This window comes from Paraburkholderia sp. RAU2J, from assembly GCF_003634845.1.
Classification (GTDB): Bacteria; Pseudomonadota; Gammaproteobacteria; order Burkholderiales; family Burkholderiaceae; genus Paraburkholderia; species Paraburkholderia fynbosensis.
Genome location: NZ_RBXG01000001.1, coordinates 800722 through 816258, shown reverse-complemented (window position 1 = coordinate 816258; position 15537 = coordinate 800722). Strand labels below are relative to the sequence as shown.

Genomic DNA, 15537 nt, shown 5'->3' with positions numbered 1-15537 from the left:
GCCGCACCGCGGGCACGACTCGCAATGATTTTGAAAGTGAACCAGAAGGTGATGTCGCAATTCCAGTGGCAGCAAATCGGCAGCATGCAGTTCGGACCCAGAGGCGACCCGTTCCAGAAAGTCGCCCTACAGCATCCGTCAGCAATGACGGCAACGTCCCTCGCCTCTCGATGGAGCCAGATATGACTGTTGCGAATCTTGTTTCCGCTTCCTCACCCGTTTCCTCGCTCGCTTCTTCGTCCGCTTCTTCGTCCGCTTCTTCGTCGACCTCTCAGAGCCGGCGTTCGCGCCTCGCGGCGGCCGCCAATCCGGTGCTGGCCGGGCCGAGCACGTCGGCGGTGGCGGTCGGCGAAGGCAGCGCCGGCGATGTCGCGTGCATCACGCTCGCCAACGCGCATTTGCGGCTCGACGTCGCGCCGACGCTGGGTGGCGGCGTCACCCGATTCGACTGGCGCAACGACGGCGCGCTCACGCCGATTTTCCGGCGCTGCCGCCATGTCACCGCCGACACGCAGCCGAACCAGCTCGCCTGCTATCCGCTGCTGCCGTATTCGAACCGGATCGGCGGTGGTCATTTCAACGTGGCTGGGCGGCGCATCGAGGTGCCGCGCAATCGCGCCGACGAACCCTTGCCGATTCACGGCGACGGCTGGCTCTCGGCGTGGCAGGTGGCGGAGTCGGATCGCGAAAACGTGCGCCTGACGCTCGATCGACATGACGGCAAGCCGTACGCGTACCGCGCGGCGCAAACCTATGCGCTGGACGGCCCGACGCTCGTCGTCACACTGGAGATCGAGAATGCCGGGCGCGACGCGCTGCCGTTCGGGCTGGGCGTGCATCCGTTCTTCGTGCGCGATGCGGACACCGAGCTGTCGGCGGCGGCCGGCGGCCTGTGGCTGTCCGGTGAAGACTGGCTGCCGGTGCGCCATGTGCCGGCGCCGCCCGCGTGGCAATTCGGCGTCGCGTATCCGCTGCCGGAGACCATCGTCAATCATGCTTTTACCGGCTGGAGCGGCCAGGCGGCGGTGGTGTGGCCGAAGCGCCGTCTGTCGTTGAACATCGCCGCCGACACCGATTACTACGTGCTGTACACGCCTCCCGATGAAGACTTTTTCTGCTTCGAGCCCGTCGATCATCCGATCAACGCGATGAATCTGGCCGGTGGCGCATGCGAAAACGGTATGACGCTGCTCGCGCGCGGCGAGCGGCTGGCGCGTACGTTCCGGTTTACCGTCGAACGTACCGGGCTGCGGTCGATGCCGGGCGCGCGTGGGGCGCGGCGACAGTAAGCAGTGGGGCGGAGCGGCGGACAGCGGCGGCGTTCGGGCGCGGCCCGCCGCGCAGGACAGGTAAAATACCCGCCTCTTCCGCTTACCGGCTCGCCGCGAGACCCACCATGTCCAATTTCATCCAGACACTCAACGATGCCTGGCAGCGCACCAACTCGCTGCTGTGCGTCGGCCTCGACCCCGAGCCGAGCAAATTTCCGGGCGCGCTCGCCGGCCGGCCCGACGCGATTTTCGATTTCTGCCGCACGATCGTCGATGCGACCGCGCCGTACGCGTCGTCGTTCAAGCCGCAGATCGCCTACTTCGCCGCGCATCGCGCGGAAGACCAGCTCGAACAACTGATCGCCCACATTCACGCGAACCATCCCGGCCTGCCGGTGATCCTGGACGCGAAGCGCGGCGACATTGGCAGCACCGCCGAACAGTACGCGCGCGAAGCGTTCGAGCGCTATCAGGCGGACGCGGTGACGGTGAATCCGTACATGGGCTTCGACTCGATCCAGCCGTATCTGGAGCACGAAGGCAAGGGCGTGATCGTTCTGTGCCGCACATCGAATGCGGGCGGCTCCGATCTGCAATTCCTGGAGACGGGCGGCCGTCCGCTGTACCAGGTCGTCGCGCAACTGGCGGCGGACAAGTGGAACGCGAGCGGGCAGTTGGCGCTGGTGGTCGGCGCGACGTTCCCGAAGGAAATCGAAGCGGTGCGGGGGATCGTCGGCGATATGCCGCTGCTGATTCCGGGCATCGGCGCGCAAGGCGGCGATGTCGAGGCGACCGTCAACGCCGGGCGTACCGCGAACGGCACGGGCATGCTGATCAACTCGTCGCGCGCGATCATCTACGCGGGCAAGGGCGACGATTTCGCGCAAGCCGCCGCGAAGGCCGCGATGGAAACGCGTGACCGGATCAACGCGTTCCGGTAAGCGCGAAAGTGGTTGATGAAGCCGGCGACGCGGTAATAGCCGGCTGTTTGAACGGCCCGGGTTCGGGCCGGTTTTAGGGGATGGTTCAGACCGTCGCGCCTGATGAGAGCTGAACGGGGCTCACGAGACCTGGCGGACCGACTGGCCAGCGAGGCACCGCGGCAAACCACCGAAAGCTCGGCTCAACCCACCGGTCCCAGCCGCGCAATCACCCCCGCATGCTGTGGATGCTCCGCCTTCAGCGCATCCACATCTCCGATCTCGAACTCGCTGAACTCGAATCCCGGCGCGACCGTGCAGCCCACCAGCGCGAACGTCGCCGGATCGGCGCATTCCGCCGCGAACCACAAGCCCGTCGGCACGACCGCCTGAAATACGGCGTCGTGATGCGTCAGCGCATTGCCCAGCTTATGCGTGACCAGCGCGCCACTCGCATCGAGCACGTGGACATTCAATGGCTCGCCCGCATAGAAGTGCCAGACTTCGTCGGACCTGATGCGATGCCACGCCGAATGCGCGCCGTCGCATAGCAGGTAGTAGATCGCGGTCGACGCCGAGCGATTCTGCGTTGAACCGCCGTCGCGAATCACACGCTGCGCTGACCGATACGTTTCGTTAAAAAATCCGCCTTCTGGATGCGGCTTCAGATCGAAGCGGCGGATCAGTTCGTCCCTGCTTGCGTGCGAATCCGGCATCGTTCCCGCCTGTTGAACGAGGGTCAATGTTCACGTTCGTCGAGCAGCGCGAGCACGCCGCGCAGCGCATGCGCCGCGGCCTGCACGCGGATCTGTTCGCGGTCGCCCTTGAAAATCTTCGTTTCCACCGACGTATGCAGCCGGTTGCTCCAGCCGAACGACACCATGCCGACCGGCTTGGTCTCGGTGCCGCCGCCCGGCCCGGCGACGCCGGTGATCGACAGCGACACCTGCGCGCGGCTGTTGCGCAGCGCGCCCTCGGCCATTGCACGCGCGACCGGCTCGCTGACCGCGCCGTGCTTGTCGATCAGATCGGCGGGCACGCCGATCATCTCGCTCTTTGCCTGATTCGAATACGTGACGAAGCCGCGCTCGAACCAGCCGCTGCTGCCGGAAATATCGGTAATGGCGGTCGCCACCATGCCGCCCGTGCAGGACTCGGCGGTGACGAGCATCAGGCGTTCCTCGCGCAGACGGTTGCTCACGCGAATCGCGAGCTGGTGAACGACGGAATCGGTAGGCATGGCGTCAATCCGGAAAACGGAAGCCGGCGGTCAGGCACGGCAGGCGGCGATTGCCGGGTGGCGGCTAAACCGACATGCGCCAAAGCGCAATCACGAGCAACGTGAAAAAAGCGGCGACCAGGTCATCGAACATGATGCCAAAGCCACCTTTCAGACGGCGGTCGAAATAACTGATGGGCGGCGGCTTCACCATGTCGAAGAAGCGGAACACGATGAAAGCCCACAACTGGCCGGTGAGCGTGGCCGGCGTCACCATCAGCAGCACCAGCCAGAACGCGACGATCTCGTCCCACACGACCGGCGACGGATCGTCGATGCCCAGCCGCTTCGCGGTAAACCCGCAAATCGCAATACCGCCGATGAAGCCCACGCCGATCAGAACGCCCCACTCGATGACGGTGAGATAGCGGCTTAGCACGGCGAACGACGCCCACGCGAACAGCGTGCCGACCGTGCCCGGCGCCACCGGCGACAAGCCGCTGCCGAAGCCGAGCGACAGCAGGTGCAACGGATGCGACAGCATGAAGCGAGCGGTGGCGCGGCGCGGTTGTGGCCGCGGCGCGCCGGGTTGCGGCGCCTGGGGCGGCTCGCCGCCGATGAGATCGTCGGCGGGGCGGAGCGGAGGGTCAGTCTGCATGGAAGTGATCGAAGCCTTGCAACGTCAGGGTGAGTGGCGCGCCGGCGGCATCGCGCCAGTCGATGGCCGGGCGGTCGTCTGCCGCCGGGAGAGCGCTTATTGTACCGACGCGGGTGACCGGTACGGCCGCCTCGCGCCCCGCCGCTTCGACCGCGGCGCGCGCTGTGGCCGGCGCGGTGAAGCACAGTTCGTAGTCGTCGCCGCCGGCGAGCGTGCAGCGTCGTTGAATTTCGGGTGCGAGGCGGCGCAGCGCGGTGGAGCGTGGCACGGCGTCGGCGTCGACCGTGGCGTGCATGCGTGAGCGTTCGAGGATGTGCAGCAGGTCGCCCGCGAGGCCGTCCGACAGGTCCAGCGCCGCGTGCGCGATGCCGCGCAGCGCCAGCCCGAGGGGCACACGTGGCTCCGGCCGTTCGAGGGCGCGGCGAAACGCCGCAGTGTCGGCCGCGTCTGCCGGCCACTCGCCGCGCAGTACACCGAGGCCGGCGCGCGCGTCGCCGAGGGTGCCGGAAATCCAGATGTCGTCGCCCGGCTGGGCGGCGTCGCGACGCAGCGCCGCTTGCGGCGGCACGCTGCCGAACACGGTCACGCATAGATTCAGCGGGCCGCCCGTCGTGTCGCCACCGATCAGTTCGCAGCCGTAGCGCGCGGCCAGCGCGAAGAGTCCTTCGCTGAACGCGGCGAGCCACGCTTCGTCCGCTTTCGGCAACGAGAACGCCAGTGTGAACGCCTGCGGCTGGGCGCCCATCGCGGCGAGGTCCGATAGATTCACCGCGAGCGTCTTGTGACCGAGCGCTTCGGGATCGACATCGGCAAGGAAATGGCGGCCTTCTACCAGCATATCCGTCGATATCGCCAGCATTTCGCCCGCGCGTGGCGCGAGCAGCGCGCAGTCGTCGCCGATGCCGAGCGTGCCGGCGCCAGCGTCGGAGTGGCGAGCGGCGGCGGCCCGGCGGCCAAAGAAGCGGTCGATCAGCGAAAACTCGGAGAGCATGGTGGCCATGGATGAGCGGAAGAAGTGCCGCGAACGGCGGCTAACGGCGCGCATTGTACGAAGTTGCCGCGCGATCGGCGCTGCTTGCCGTGCAGCGCCGCTTCGGGTCAAGCCGAGGCGACGCATGGCAGCCCGCCCGTTGGCTCCGTTTAAGTCGCGGCAGTTGTACCCGTATTGAAGGAATCGCGTAGGCAATTGGGGCTACAATGCCGTCGAACGTCTATTCTAATCCGCACTTCGAAGCCCGCCTTATGTCGAATCCCGTCAATAGCAAACTCCGCGAAGCCGCACTCGATTACCACGAGTTCCCGACCCCCGGGAAGATCGCGATCGCCCCCACCAAGCAGATGATCAACCAGCGCGACCTCGCGCTGGCGTATTCGCCGGGCGTCGCGTTCGCGTGCGAGGAAATCGTCGAGAACCCGCTGAACGCCGCGCGTTTCACCGCTCGCAGCAACCTGGTCGGCGTCGTCACGAACGGCACCGCGGTGCTGGGTCTGGGCAACATCGGGCCGCTCGCGTCGAAGCCGGTCATGGAAGGCAAGGCCGTCCTGTTCAAGAAGTTCGCCGGCATCGACGTGTTCGATATCGAGCTGAACGAGTCGGACCCGCACAAGCTGGTCGACGTGATCGCCGCGCTGGAGCCGACTTTCGGCGGCATCAACCTGGAAGACATCAAGGCGCCGGACTGCTTCATCGTCGAGCGCGAATGCCGCAAGCGCATGAAGATTCCGGTCTTCCACGACGACCAGCACGGCACCGCGATCGTCGTCGCGGCGGCGATTACCAACGGTCTGAAGGTGGTCGGCAAGGACATCAAGAACGTCAAGCTGGTGTCCTCCGGCGCGGGCGCGGCTGCGCTGGCCTGTCTGGACCTGCTGGTCGACATCGGCCTGCCGCTCGAGAACATCACCGTCACCGACTTGGCCGGCGTGGTCTACAAGGGCCGCGTCGAACTGATGGACCCGGACAAGGAGCGCTTTGCGCGTGAAACCGACGCGCGTACGCTTGCCGAAGCGATCGGCGGCGCGGACGTGTTTCTTGGCCTGTCGGCGGGCGGCGTGCTCAAGCAGGACATGGTCAAGCAGATGGCCGACAAGCCGCTGATTCTCGCGCTGGCCAATCCGACGCCGGAAATCCTGCCGGAACTGGCGCTGGAAGTGCGCCCGGACGCCGTGCTGTGCACCGGCCGCACCGACTACCCGAATCAGGTGAACAACGTCCTCGTGTTCCCGTTCCTGTTCCGCGGCGCGCTGGATGCCGGCGCAACGACGGTCACTCGGGAAATGGAAATCGCCGCGGTCAACGCGATCGCCGAACTGGCGCGCCAGGAGCAGAGCGACATCGTCGCGACGGCCTATGGCATTCAGGACCTGTCGTTCGGCCCGGAATATCTGATTCCGAAGCCGTTCGATCCGCGTCTGATCGTCAAGGTCGCGCCGGCGGTGGCGAAGGCCGCGATGGATTGCGGCGTCGCCGAGCGTCCGATCGAGGACATGGATGCGTACGAACAGCATCTGCAGCAGTTCGTGTATCACAGCGGCACAACCATGAAGCCGATTTTCCAGCTCGCGCGCAGCGTCGAGCCGGAGAAGAAGCGCATCGTGTTCGCGGAAGGCGAAGAAGAACGTGTGCTGCGCGCCATGCAGATCATCGTCGACGAAAAGCTGGCAAAGCCGATCCTGATCGGCCGCCCGGCGGTGATCGAGCAGCGTATTGCGCGCTACGGTCTGCGTCTGGTCGCCGGTCAGGACTATACGGTCGTCAACACCGATCATGACGAGCGTTACCGCGATTTCTGGCAGGAATACCACAAGATGATGTCCCGCAAGGGCATCACGGCGCAAATGGCGAAGCTCGAAATGCGCCGCCGCACCACGCTGATCGGCGCGATGCTGGTGAAAAAGGGCGAAGCGGATGGGATGATCTGCGGCACCGTCAGCACGACGCACCGGCATCTGCACTTCATCGATCAGGTGATCGGCAAGAAGGAAGGCGCCAAGGTCTACGCGGCGATGAACGCCCTCGTGTTGCCGAATCGCCAGATTTTCCTGGTCGATACGCACGTGAACGTCGATCCGACGCCGGAGCAACTGGCCGAAATCACGATCATGGCCGCCGACGAAGTGCGCCGCTTCGGTATCGAGCCGAAGGTCGCGCTGGTCTCGCACTCGAACTTCGGTTCGAGCAACGCGCCGACCGCGCAGAAGATGCGCGACACGCTGGAGATCCTGCGTGAACGCGCGCCGGAACTCCAGGTGGACGGCGAAATGCACGGCGACGTGGCGCTCGACGCGAATCTGCGCCGCGAAGTGCTGCCCGATTCGACGCTCGAAGGCGACGCGAACCTGCTGGTGCTGCCGAACATCGACGCAGCCAACATCTCGTACAACCTGCTGAAGACGGCGGCCGGCAACAACATCGCGATTGGCCCGATGCTGCTGGGCGCGGCCCAGCCGGTGCACGTGCTGACGCCGTCGGCGACGGTGCGCCGGATCGTCAACATGACGGCGCTGCTAGTGGCGGACGTGATCGCCGCCCGCTAATTACGGTGCGGGTAATTGCACGGCGCCGGATGATCGCGCCGTGCAAAAAAACGGCGTGCCCGCAACGGGCACGCCTCAGGGCGAGCAGGGGATTGCCACCCAAAAAACGGCAAAAGGCACATCAAAGGGCACATTGAACCTTCAAAATGACTGCCGGCCCGCAGCGCTCGCCACGGACATGAAGGCGCTTCAGGCGGTCTGCCGATTAGCCCAAATTCCCCTTCAAATTGCACAGTCGGGCTAAGTTTAGTCCGCTCAGGCTAAACATTCTGTCAAAAGTCGTCAAAGGCCCGGCTGCGGCCTTTTCCACGCGATCAAGAAGGCCCAAGCTACCCGTCGAACGTTGATTCCAAAGGCCATTAGCGATACCCTTACGACTTTCATGGTCGTCAAACTCGTGATCTAACAGCGGGGGAACCCTGATACATGGCACGCAAGTGGCTGCGCATCAAAGGCGTGCTGACCGGTGCTCTTACGCTGTGCGCGTTATCCGGCTCCGTGCCTGGCGCGTTCGCACGCGACTTCACGGCGCCCGCCGATGCGAACGCACAAGGGGTGGGTACGGTCGCGCTGGCGCAGTTGCCGCGCGAAGCGGTCAAGACATTGAACTTGATTGCCGCGGGCGGGCCTTACCCGTATGAGAAGGACGGCATCGTATTCGGCAATCGCGAGCGGTTGCTGCCGGCCCATCGGCGCGGCTATTACCACGAATACACCGTTCCCACGCCTCGCGCGCGTAATCGCGGGGCGCTTCGCATCGTCTGCGGAGGTCCGCTACAGCGAACCGATAATTGTTACTACTCGGACGACCACTACACCAGTTTTAATCGTATTGTTGAATGACATCGGGATGAACGGCATGAGCGACAACGTCTACGCGCACGACACCGGAGTCGCGACGGATCTTTTCGCGGCCGGCGACGGCAATTTGTTCCAACGCGTCATGAAGATGCGCGCCGGCGATCAGGGCCGCGCCAACCAGGGCGAAGCAGGCACTGCGGTTTCATCGAACGAGGAGCCCATGAGTCTTTTCAAGACCGTGCGACCGAACATCGTACAGTCGATCCGCGCTTTCCGCGTGCAGGATCTCGCCGACGAGGCCGGCCGGCTCGGCCAGCATTTTCTGTATGCGTATTGCGCCAATGCGCTGTCCAAGCAGGAAGTGCTCGAGACGATCGCCACCTCGTTCCTGTTCCCGAAGCATTTTGGCAAGAACTACGACGCGCTCTACGATTGTCTGACCGACCTCGTCCATAAGGCCGGCACGCAGCCGGGCTTTGTGATCGTGCTCGAGCAGTTGCCGGTTGCGCAGAAGTTCGACAAGGAAGGGCGCGAGACGCTGCTGGACGTGTTCCGCGAGGCGGCCGAATTCTGGGCCGAGCGCAAGGTGGCGTTCCGGGTGTTTTATTCGTTTGCCTGAATTTCGCCTGACTGGGCGTGGCGAGTCGCTATAGACGCCGCAGTGAGAGACAGCAAAAGGCCCGCCAATCGGCGGGCCTTTTGCTTTTGGCGGCTTGCTTGTGCGCCTACGCGTGGCTCTTGTGCAACTGCTTACCAACCACCCCAGCGTGCCGCCAGCGCGGACAGCACCGCTATTCCCGCGGTCTCGGTGCGCAGTACGCGTGGTCCGAGGCCGACGGCGGTAAATCCGTGATCGGTGGCCGCTGCTTCTTCGGCCGCGGAAAAACCGCCTTCGGGGCCGACCAGCACGGTCACGCGGCCCGTCGGATGTGTGCCCGGCAGCGCCGAAAAACTGATGCTGGCGCGCGGCGACAACAGAATACGCATTTCGCCTTCGCCGGGTTCGCGAGGCAGCGCCCCCAGCCAGGTGGCGATCTCGCGTACCGGCATGACTTCCGGCAGGCGATTGCGCCCGCATTGTTCGCACGACGCGCGCACGATGCCTTGCCAATGCGCATGGCGGCGCTGTGCCCGCTCGCCGGAAAGCCGCACGACACTGCGTGTGGTGGTCAGCGGCATGAAGCACGAAGCACCGAGTTCGACCGCCTTTTCGATCAGCCAGTCCATCTTGTCGCCGCTGGCAATGCCTTGCGCGAGCGTGAGGTGATAGGGCGCCTCGACTTCGATCGGGCGGAATTCGTGAATTCTGACTTTGGCCGAGCGGCGTTCTATCTCGACGAGCTCGGCGCTGTATTCGCCGCCCTCGCCGTTGAAAAGCACGATCGAATCACCGGGCTGCAAACGCAGCACCAGAACATGGCGCACGACGTCATCGGGAAGCGGCATGATGTCGTCGGGGTTCAGCGACGTACCGACGAAGAAGCGGGGCATCAAAAAAATACTCATTAGCTCAGGAAAGGTGGCGAGCGAGCGCCCAGCGGTAGCCGTCCAGATCTTCGACCTGAGCGAACCGGTCGCCCCAGAACTGATCTTGCGGCTCGCTCAGCGATTTTGCGCCGGCAGCCAGCGCCCGCGCATAAACCGCGTCGACATCGTCGACATAGACATAGAACGATTGCGGGGCGATTGCGCCCGCGCTTTTGGGTGTTTTCGCAGCCGAGCCGAACGCGCCTTCCGGCGCGAACATCACGATCAACTGGCCTTGATAGGTCATCTCGACGTGCATGACGACACCGTCGTCCTGAACACTGTCGCGAACTTCGAAGCCGAATGCCGCAGAGAAAAACGCAGTCGCGGCACGCGCGTCGCGTACCGTCAGATAGGGGGTCAACCAGGGCACACCGGCTGGGCGGGGGGCGGTCATGGACTTCTCCGGATCTCGAGGGTTGGCGGGACGCATGCTGCGGATTCTGGCGGCTGCGCCTACCGATGTATCGAGACGCGATCCGACCCAGCCGGGCATTGTGCCCACACGTTAGCCTAATGGCTTTAAGAATTGGCTTAGTTTATCGCGCATAGAACGGGACGCCGAGAAGAGTCCTGCATGCATGGACGGATCGTAGTGCTTCAGCGATCCGATACGGCGAGCAGCGACGCGCTCCGTCAGCGTGTCAGCGGGGAGTGCGGCGGGATCGAGCGTGTCGCTGGCGGTCGCCATCATCCACAGCGAGCCGTAGAGCGGGACGAAGGTGTTCATCGTACGCACGACGCGGAACGTAGCGCGCAGATCGTCGAGCAGGCCGGCAATGCGGCGAGCGTGGAAATAGGGCGAGCCGAGATGCAGCGAGAGGGCGGCGGGCGCACGCATCGTCCGCTTGAGTTGCGCGTAGAAGGCTGGCGAGTACAGGCTGGCGGCGGGCGAATCCGGCGGCGTCAGATCAAACACGACCAGGTCGAACTGCGCCGGCGCCGCGCCCGCGACGTACTGCGCGGCGTCGCCGATCACCAGTTCGACGCGCGGATCGTCGAGTGCGCCGCCGTGCACCTCGGGCAAATGCTCGCGACTCAGGCGGACCACTTCCGCATCCAGTTCCGCCACCACGATCCGTTCGATATCCGGATGCGCCAGCAACTGCCGCGCGGCGCCGCCATCGCCGCCGCCCAGCACCAGCGCCGCGCGCGGCGCCGGATGCGCGAGCGCGATCGGATGCGCCATGCATTCGTGATAGATGAACTCGTCGCCGGTGGACGTCATCGGGCGACCGTCGAGCGTGAAAAGCCGGCCGAGCAGCGGCGTGTCCCACACCTCGATGCGCTGATAAGGCGAATCGACGCGCGCGACGAGCCGCGCATGCGGAAATCCGTAGACGGCGTCGGGACTCGGTTGGAACAGCAGCGGAGCGCTCACGGATGTCGGGGCTCCAGCGGGAGCGTAGCGGGTTGGGTTGTCCGATTGTAAAGGGCCAAGCGCGCCGCGAGCCCGGTATGTGCGGTGAAACTCACAGCCAGGCGGCTTTGCGGGCCGGAGGCGGGGCAACGTTCTGTTAGAATGTCTCGCTTTCAGCCTTGTCCGTTTGCTCTGCCCGTTTCGCGCTCCTGGCGCCGCATCGTGCGCCGAAGCGAACAGGCATTCGAGCTCCCGGTCCTCAAGCGCGCACCGCTTTCTGACTCTGTCTCCGGACTCGACATGACGACCTCGTCTCCCGCACCCACCTCTTTGATGGCCAACGCAATCCGCGCGTTGTCCATGGACGCCGTTCAAAAAGCGAATTCCGGTCACCCGGGCATGCCGATGGGCATGGCCGAAATCGGCGTGGCTTTGTGGTCGCGTCACCTGCGTCACAACCCGAAGAACCCGCAGTGGGCCGATCGCGACCGTTTCGTGCTGTCGAACGGCCACGGCTCGATGCTGCTGTACTCGCTGCTGCACCTGACCGGCTACGATCTGCCGATGGAAGAGCTGAAGAACTTCCGCCAGATGCACTCGAAGACGCCGGGCCACCCGGAATACGGCATCACGCCGGGCGTTGAAACCACCACCGGCCCGCTCGGCCAGGGTCTCGCGAACGCGGTCGGCATGGCGCTCGCCGAGTCGCTGCTCGCCACCGAATTCAACAAGCCTAACGCGAAGATCGTCGATCACCACACGTACGTGTTCGTCGGCGACGGCTGCCTGATGGAAGGCATCTCGCACGAAGCGTGTTCGCTGGCCGGTGTGCTGAAGCTGAACAAGCTGATCGCGTTCTACGACGACAACGGCATCTCGATCGACGGCGAAGTGGTGCACTGGTTCCGCGACGACACGCCCAAGCGCTTCGAAGCGTACGGCTGGAACGTGATCCCGAACGTGGTCGGCCACGACGTCGACGCAGTGGACGCCGCGATCAAGCAGGCCAAGCTCTCCGACAAGCCGACGCTGATCTGCTGCAAGACCGTGATCGGCGAAGGCTCGCCGAACAAGGCCGGCAGCCATGATTCGCACGGCTCGGCGCTCGGCGACAAGGAAGTCGCGGCCACGCGTGAAGCGATCGGCTGGAAGTGGGAACCGTTCGTGATTCCGCAGGAAGTCTACGCGGCGTGGGATGCGAAGGAAGCCGGCGCGCACGTCGAAGGCGAATGGGACAAGGCATTCGCGGCCTACGCGGCCAAGTATCCGCAGGAAGCAGCCGAATTCAAGCGCCGTGACGCGAAGCAACTGCCGGCAGACTGGAAGGAAAAGGCGAAGGCGATCATCGCCGGCGCGAACGAGCGCGCGGAAACCATCGCGACGCGTAAGGCATCGCAGCAGGCCATCGAAGGTTTGTCGGTGGTGCTGCCCGAACTGCTCGGCGGTTCCGCCGACCTGACCGGCTCGAACCTGACCAACTGGAAGGCCGCGAAGCCGGTGCGCGTGAATGCGGATGGCAAGGCAACCGGCAACTACGTGAACTACGGCGTGCGCGAATTCGGTATGAGCGCCGCGATCAACGGTATCGCGCTGCATGGCGGCTTCAAGGCGTTCGGCGGCACGTTCCTGACTTTCTCGGACTACAGCCGCAACGCGCTGCGCGTCGCCGCGCTGATGAAAGCGCCGTCCATCTTCGTGTTCACGCACGACTCGATCGGTCTGGGCGAAGACGGCCCGACCCACCAGTCCATCGAACACGTCGCGAGCCTGCGCCTGATTCCGAACCTGCAAGTGTGGCGCCCGGCCGACACCGTCGAAACGGCGGTGGCCTGGACTCACGCGGTTGAGCATCACGGCCCGTCGTGCCTGATCTTCAGCCGTCAGAATCTGGCGTTCTCGGAGCGCACCGACGCGCAGATCGCCAACATCGAGAAGGGCGGCTACGTGCTGCGCGACTGGAACGACGAGATCGTCGCGCGCAAGATCATCCTGATCGCCACCGGCTCGGAAGTCGAACTGGCGCTGAACGCGGTCGAGCCGCTGGCACGCGAAGGCATCGCGGCGCGTGTCGTGTCGATGCCGTCGACCACGGTGTTCGACAAGCAGGACGCCGAGTACCGCGAACGCGTGCTGCCGCACGGCGTACGCCGCGTCGCGGTCGAAGCGGGCGTGACGGATTTCTGGCGCAAGTACGTGGGTCTGGAAGGCGGCGTGGTCGGGATCGACACGTTTGGCGAATCGGCCCCGGCTGGCGTGCTGTTCAAGCATTTCGGCTTCACCGTCGAGCATGTGGTAAAGACGGCTAAAGCCGCACTGGGCTGATGTAGGCGAGGCGTTGCCGCATGGCGTATGAACGCGCGGCAACGCAGCCTGTCAGACGAACGAGACGTATTTTTTCAGCCATCAGGAGATAGACCATGACGATTCGCGTCGCAATCAACGGCTACGGCCGGATCGGCCGCAATACCCTGCGCGCCTTCTACGAAAACGGCAAGAAGCACGATATCGAAATCGTCGCCATCAACGATCTCGGCGATGCCAAGACCAACGCTCACCTGACGCAATACGACACGGCGCACGGCAAGTTCCCGGGCGAAGTGTCGGTGGACGGCGATTACCTGGTCGTCAATGGCGACAAGATCCGCGTGCTCGCCAACCGCAACCCGGCCGAACTGCCGTGGGGCGAGTTGAACGTCGACGTCGTGATGGAATGCACGGGCTTTTTCACGACCAAGGAAAAGGCTAGCGCGCACATCAAGGGCGGCGCAAAGAAGGTCATCATCTCGGCGCCGGGCGGCAAGGACGTCGACGCAACGATCGTCTACGGCGTGAACCACAACGTGCTGAAGGCATCGGACACGGTGATCTCCAACGCATCGTGCACGACCAACTGCCTGGCGCCGCTCGTCAAGCCGCTGAACGACAAGATCGGCCTCGTGAACGGCCTGATGACGACGATCCACGCGTACACGAACGACCAGGTTCTGACCGACGTGTACCACGAAGATCTGCGCCGCGCGCGCTCGGCGACGCACAGCCAGATCCCGACCAAGACCGGCGCGGCATCGGCGGTTGGTCTCGTGCTGCCGGAACTGAACGGCAAGCTCGACGGCTACGCGATTCGTGTCCCGACGATCAACGTGTCGGTCGTCGATCTGTCGTTCATCGCCGCGCGCGACACGACGGTCCAAGAAGTCAACGCGATCATGAAGGAAGCCTCGGAAGGCGCGCTGAAGGGCATCCTCGGCTACAACGATGCACCGCTCGTGTCGATCGACTTCAACCACAACCCGGCTTCGTCGACGTTCGACGCGACGCTGACCAAGGTGTCGGGCCGTCTGGTGAAGGTGTCGAGCTGGTACGACAACGAGTGGGGTTTCTCGAACCGCATGCTGGACACGGCTGTGGCGCTCGCCAACGCGAAGTAAGCTATCGCGCCTCGCTGCGCTCTGCGCTGTGAAGCCGGCCTCGGGTCCGGCGGCAGGGCAGCGCAGGGCAAGGGTAAAAAAAGCCGCTCCTCGGAGCGGCTTTTTTTTACATCAGCGGCGTGGGGAAATGAACGCCGGCGCGTTGCGCGGCATTCGAGATGTGGGTTTCGATCGCCTTGCCCGCCGCTGCGGAATCGCGTGCGCTGAGCGCGTCCAGAATCGCGCGATGCTCGGTGTACGTCGATAGCACCAGTTCGCGGCGGTAGAACGGCATCCGCTGGCTTTCCTTCATGATTTCCGCGCTGCTTTGCAAGATCGATTCGATTGCCGCATTGCCGGCAATGCTCACGATGCGCATGTGGAACGCGTAGTCGAGGCGTGCGGCTTCGTCGAGTTCGTCGCAGGCGAGCGCGGTTTGCATCTCCGTGATGTTGTTCTCGAACCAGGCGAGGTCGGCGTCACGCACGGCAAGCGCCGCCATGCGCGTGACGAAGCCTTCCAGCGCGAAGCGCATCTGATAAGTGTCGGGTAGCGACGACTGCTCGGAGAAACGCCACGATTGCGCAGCCGCGGCCTGCGCGCTTTCCACATACACGCCCTTGCCGGGCCGGATCACCAGCAGACCGAGCGCCTCGAGCGTGGAGAGCGCCTCGCGCAGCGACGCGCGGCTGATCGACAGTTCTTCGGAAAGTTGACGCTGGGCCGGCAGCAGGCTGCCCACCGGATAGTCGCCCGCTTCGATCCGTTCGCGGATGGTCGCGATGGCGGCATCGGTGACGGTATGCGGAACGTTTTTCATCGTGGCTCACTGGGTAG

At 64.5% G+C, this 15537-nt stretch carries 16 protein-coding genes; 8 read left to right on the top strand and 8 right to left on the bottom strand.

What is annotated here, in order from left to right; all coding sequences use genetic code 11:
- Positions 1 to 182 precede the first annotated feature (182 nt).
- Both B0G69_RS03760 and pyrF read left to right on the top strand, forming a co-directional pair.
- A complete protein-coding gene (locus B0G69_RS03760; RefSeq protein WP_121315715.1) occupies positions 183 to 1289 on the top strand; it encodes an aldose 1-epimerase in 1107 nt (368 codons plus the stop codon).
- A 107-nt stretch (positions 1290 to 1396) separates the two neighbouring features.
- On the top strand, positions 1397 to 2212 hold the full coding sequence (gene pyrF, locus B0G69_RS03755) for an orotidine-5'-phosphate decarboxylase (protein WP_121315714.1): 816 nt from the start codon (positions 1397 to 1399) through the stop codon (positions 2210 to 2212).
- A gap of 182 nt (positions 2213 to 2394) precedes the next feature.
- Here the strand turns inward: pyrF and B0G69_RS03750 are convergent, their stop codons facing one another.
- The 4 genes from B0G69_RS03750 to thiL all read right to left on the bottom strand — a co-directional run bounded on the left by B0G69_RS03750 (position 2395) and on the right by thiL (position 5068).
- Positions 2395 to 2907, bottom strand: coding sequence for a cupin domain-containing protein (locus tag B0G69_RS03750; protein WP_121315713.1), 513 nt, complete (start codon positions 2905 to 2907; stop codon positions 2395 to 2397).
- Between the two features lie 23 nt (positions 2908 to 2930).
- Positions 2931 to 3431, bottom strand: coding sequence for a CinA family protein (locus tag B0G69_RS03745; protein ID WP_121315712.1), 501 nt, complete (start codon positions 3429 to 3431; stop codon positions 2931 to 2933).
- Between the two features lie 64 nt (positions 3432 to 3495).
- Positions 3496 to 4068 (bottom strand): phosphatidylglycerophosphatase A, encoded by a 573-nt coding sequence (locus B0G69_RS03740; RefSeq protein WP_121315711.1) that lies wholly within the window; start codon positions 4066 to 4068, stop codon positions 3496 to 3498.
- Positions 4058 to 5068 carry a thiamine-phosphate kinase gene (thiL, locus tag B0G69_RS03735; protein ID WP_241991259.1) on the bottom strand — a complete coding sequence of 337 codons (1011 nt, stop codon included), beginning with the start codon at positions 5066 to 5068 and terminating at the stop codon, positions 4058 to 4060. Before thiL ends, B0G69_RS03740 begins: the two co-directional genes overlap by 11 nt.
- A 197-nt stretch (positions 5069 to 5265) precedes the next feature.
- Here thiL and B0G69_RS03730 point away from each other — a divergent pair, with 197 nt between their 5' ends.
- The 4 genes from B0G69_RS03730 to B0G69_RS03720 all read left to right on the top strand — a co-directional run bounded on the left by B0G69_RS03730 (position 5266) and on the right by B0G69_RS03720 (position 9025).
- Positions 5266 to 7605, top strand: a complete 2340-nt coding sequence (locus B0G69_RS03730; RefSeq protein WP_121315710.1) for an NADP-dependent malic enzyme — start codon at positions 5266 to 5268, stop codon at positions 7603 to 7605.
- A gap of 40 nt (positions 7606 to 7645) precedes the next feature.
- Positions 7646 to 7849 carry a hypothetical protein gene (locus B0G69_RS40560; protein WP_147440694.1) on the top strand — a complete coding sequence of 68 codons (204 nt, stop codon included), beginning with the start codon at positions 7646 to 7648 and terminating at the stop codon, positions 7847 to 7849.
- Between the two features lie 182 nt (positions 7850 to 8031).
- A complete protein-coding gene (locus tag B0G69_RS03725) occupies positions 8032 to 8448 on the top strand; it encodes a ribonuclease (protein WP_121315709.1) in 417 nt (138 codons plus the stop codon).
- A gap of 16 nt (positions 8449 to 8464) precedes the next feature.
- On the top strand, positions 8465 to 9025 hold the full coding sequence (locus tag B0G69_RS03720; protein WP_121319081.1) for a barstar family protein: 561 nt from the start codon (positions 8465 to 8467) through the stop codon (positions 9023 to 9025).
- Between the two features lie 131 nt (positions 9026 to 9156).
- Here B0G69_RS03720 and B0G69_RS03715 read toward each other — a convergent pair whose 3' ends face one another.
- The 3 genes from B0G69_RS03715 to speE all read right to left on the bottom strand — a co-directional run bounded on the left by B0G69_RS03715 (position 9157) and on the right by speE (position 11314).
- Positions 9157 to 9897 carry a 16S rRNA (uracil(1498)-N(3))-methyltransferase gene (locus B0G69_RS03715; protein WP_121315708.1) on the bottom strand — a complete coding sequence of 247 codons (741 nt, stop codon included), beginning with the start codon at positions 9895 to 9897 and terminating at the stop codon, positions 9157 to 9159.
- A 19-nt stretch (positions 9898 to 9916) separates the two neighbouring features.
- Positions 9917 to 10330 carry a VOC family protein gene (locus tag B0G69_RS03710; protein ID WP_121315707.1) on the bottom strand — a complete coding sequence of 138 codons (414 nt, stop codon included), beginning with the start codon at positions 10328 to 10330 and terminating at the stop codon, positions 9917 to 9919.
- A 111-nt stretch (positions 10331 to 10441) separates the two neighbouring features.
- The gene (speE, locus tag B0G69_RS03705) at positions 10442 to 11314 is read right to left on the bottom strand and encodes a polyamine aminopropyltransferase (protein WP_121315706.1); all 873 of its coding nucleotides are present in this window, start codon (positions 11312 to 11314) and stop codon (positions 10442 to 10444) included.
- Between the two features lie 279 nt (positions 11315 to 11593).
- Between speE and tkt the strand changes: the two genes are divergently transcribed.
- Complete coding sequence (gene tkt / locus B0G69_RS03700) at positions 11594 to 13615, top strand: transketolase (protein ID WP_121315705.1); 2022 nt, start codon at positions 11594 to 11596, stop codon at positions 13613 to 13615.
- A gap of 95 nt (positions 13616 to 13710) precedes the next feature.
- Positions 13711 to 14721 carry a type I glyceraldehyde-3-phosphate dehydrogenase gene (gene gap / locus B0G69_RS03695; protein ID WP_121315704.1) on the top strand — a complete coding sequence of 337 codons (1011 nt, stop codon included), beginning with the start codon at positions 13711 to 13713 and terminating at the stop codon, positions 14719 to 14721.
- Positions 14722 to 14827: 106 nt separating this feature from the next.
- Here the strand turns inward: gap and B0G69_RS03690 are convergent, their stop codons facing one another.
- Positions 14828 to 15520: a FadR/GntR family transcriptional regulator gene (locus tag B0G69_RS03690; protein WP_121315703.1), complete on the bottom strand. Its 693-nt coding sequence runs from the start codon at positions 15518 to 15520 to the stop codon at positions 14828 to 14830.
- Between the last annotated feature and the right edge of the window lie 17 nt (positions 15521 to 15537).

Coding starts and splice junctions, on each gene's coding strand:
- B0G69_RS03760 (WP_121315715.1), top strand. CDS start 183: ATGACTGTTGCGAATCTTGTTTCCGCTTCCTCACCCGTTTCCTCGCTC.
- pyrF (WP_121315714.1), top strand. CDS start 1,397: ATGTCCAATTTCATCCAGACACTCAACGATGCCTGGCAGCGCACCAAC.
- B0G69_RS03750 (WP_121315713.1), bottom strand. CDS start 2,907: ATGCCGGATTCGCACGCAAGCAGGGACGAACTGATCCGCCGCTTCGAT.
- B0G69_RS03745 (WP_121315712.1), bottom strand. CDS start 3,431: ATGCCTACCGATTCCGTCGTTCACCAGCTCGCGATTCGCGTGAGCAAC.
- B0G69_RS03740 (WP_121315711.1), bottom strand. CDS start 4,068: ATGCAGACTGACCCTCCGCTCCGCCCCGCCGACGATCTCATCGGCGGC.
- thiL (WP_241991259.1), bottom strand. CDS start 5,068: ATGGCCACCATGCTCTCCGAGTTTTCGCTGATCGACCGCTTCTTTGGC.
- B0G69_RS03730 (WP_121315710.1), top strand. CDS start 5,266: ATGCCGTCGAACGTCTATTCTAATCCGCACTTCGAAGCCCGCCTTATG.
- B0G69_RS03725 (WP_121315709.1), top strand. CDS start 8,032: ATGGCACGCAAGTGGCTGCGCATCAAAGGCGTGCTGACCGGTGCTCTT.
- B0G69_RS03720 (WP_121319081.1), top strand. CDS start 8,465: ATGAGCGACAACGTCTACGCGCACGACACCGGAGTCGCGACGGATCTT.
- B0G69_RS03715 (WP_121315708.1), bottom strand. CDS start 9,897: ATGCCCCGCTTCTTCGTCGGTACGTCGCTGAACCCCGACGACATCATG.
- B0G69_RS03710 (WP_121315707.1), bottom strand. CDS start 10,330: ATGACCGCCCCCCGCCCAGCCGGTGTGCCCTGGTTGACCCCCTATCTG.
- tkt (WP_121315705.1), top strand. CDS start 11,594: ATGACGACCTCGTCTCCCGCACCCACCTCTTTGATGGCCAACGCAATC.
- gap (WP_121315704.1), top strand. CDS start 13,711: ATGACGATTCGCGTCGCAATCAACGGCTACGGCCGGATCGGCCGCAAT.
- B0G69_RS03690 (WP_121315703.1), bottom strand. CDS start 15,520: ATGAAAAACGTTCCGCATACCGTCACCGATGCCGCCATCGCGACCATC.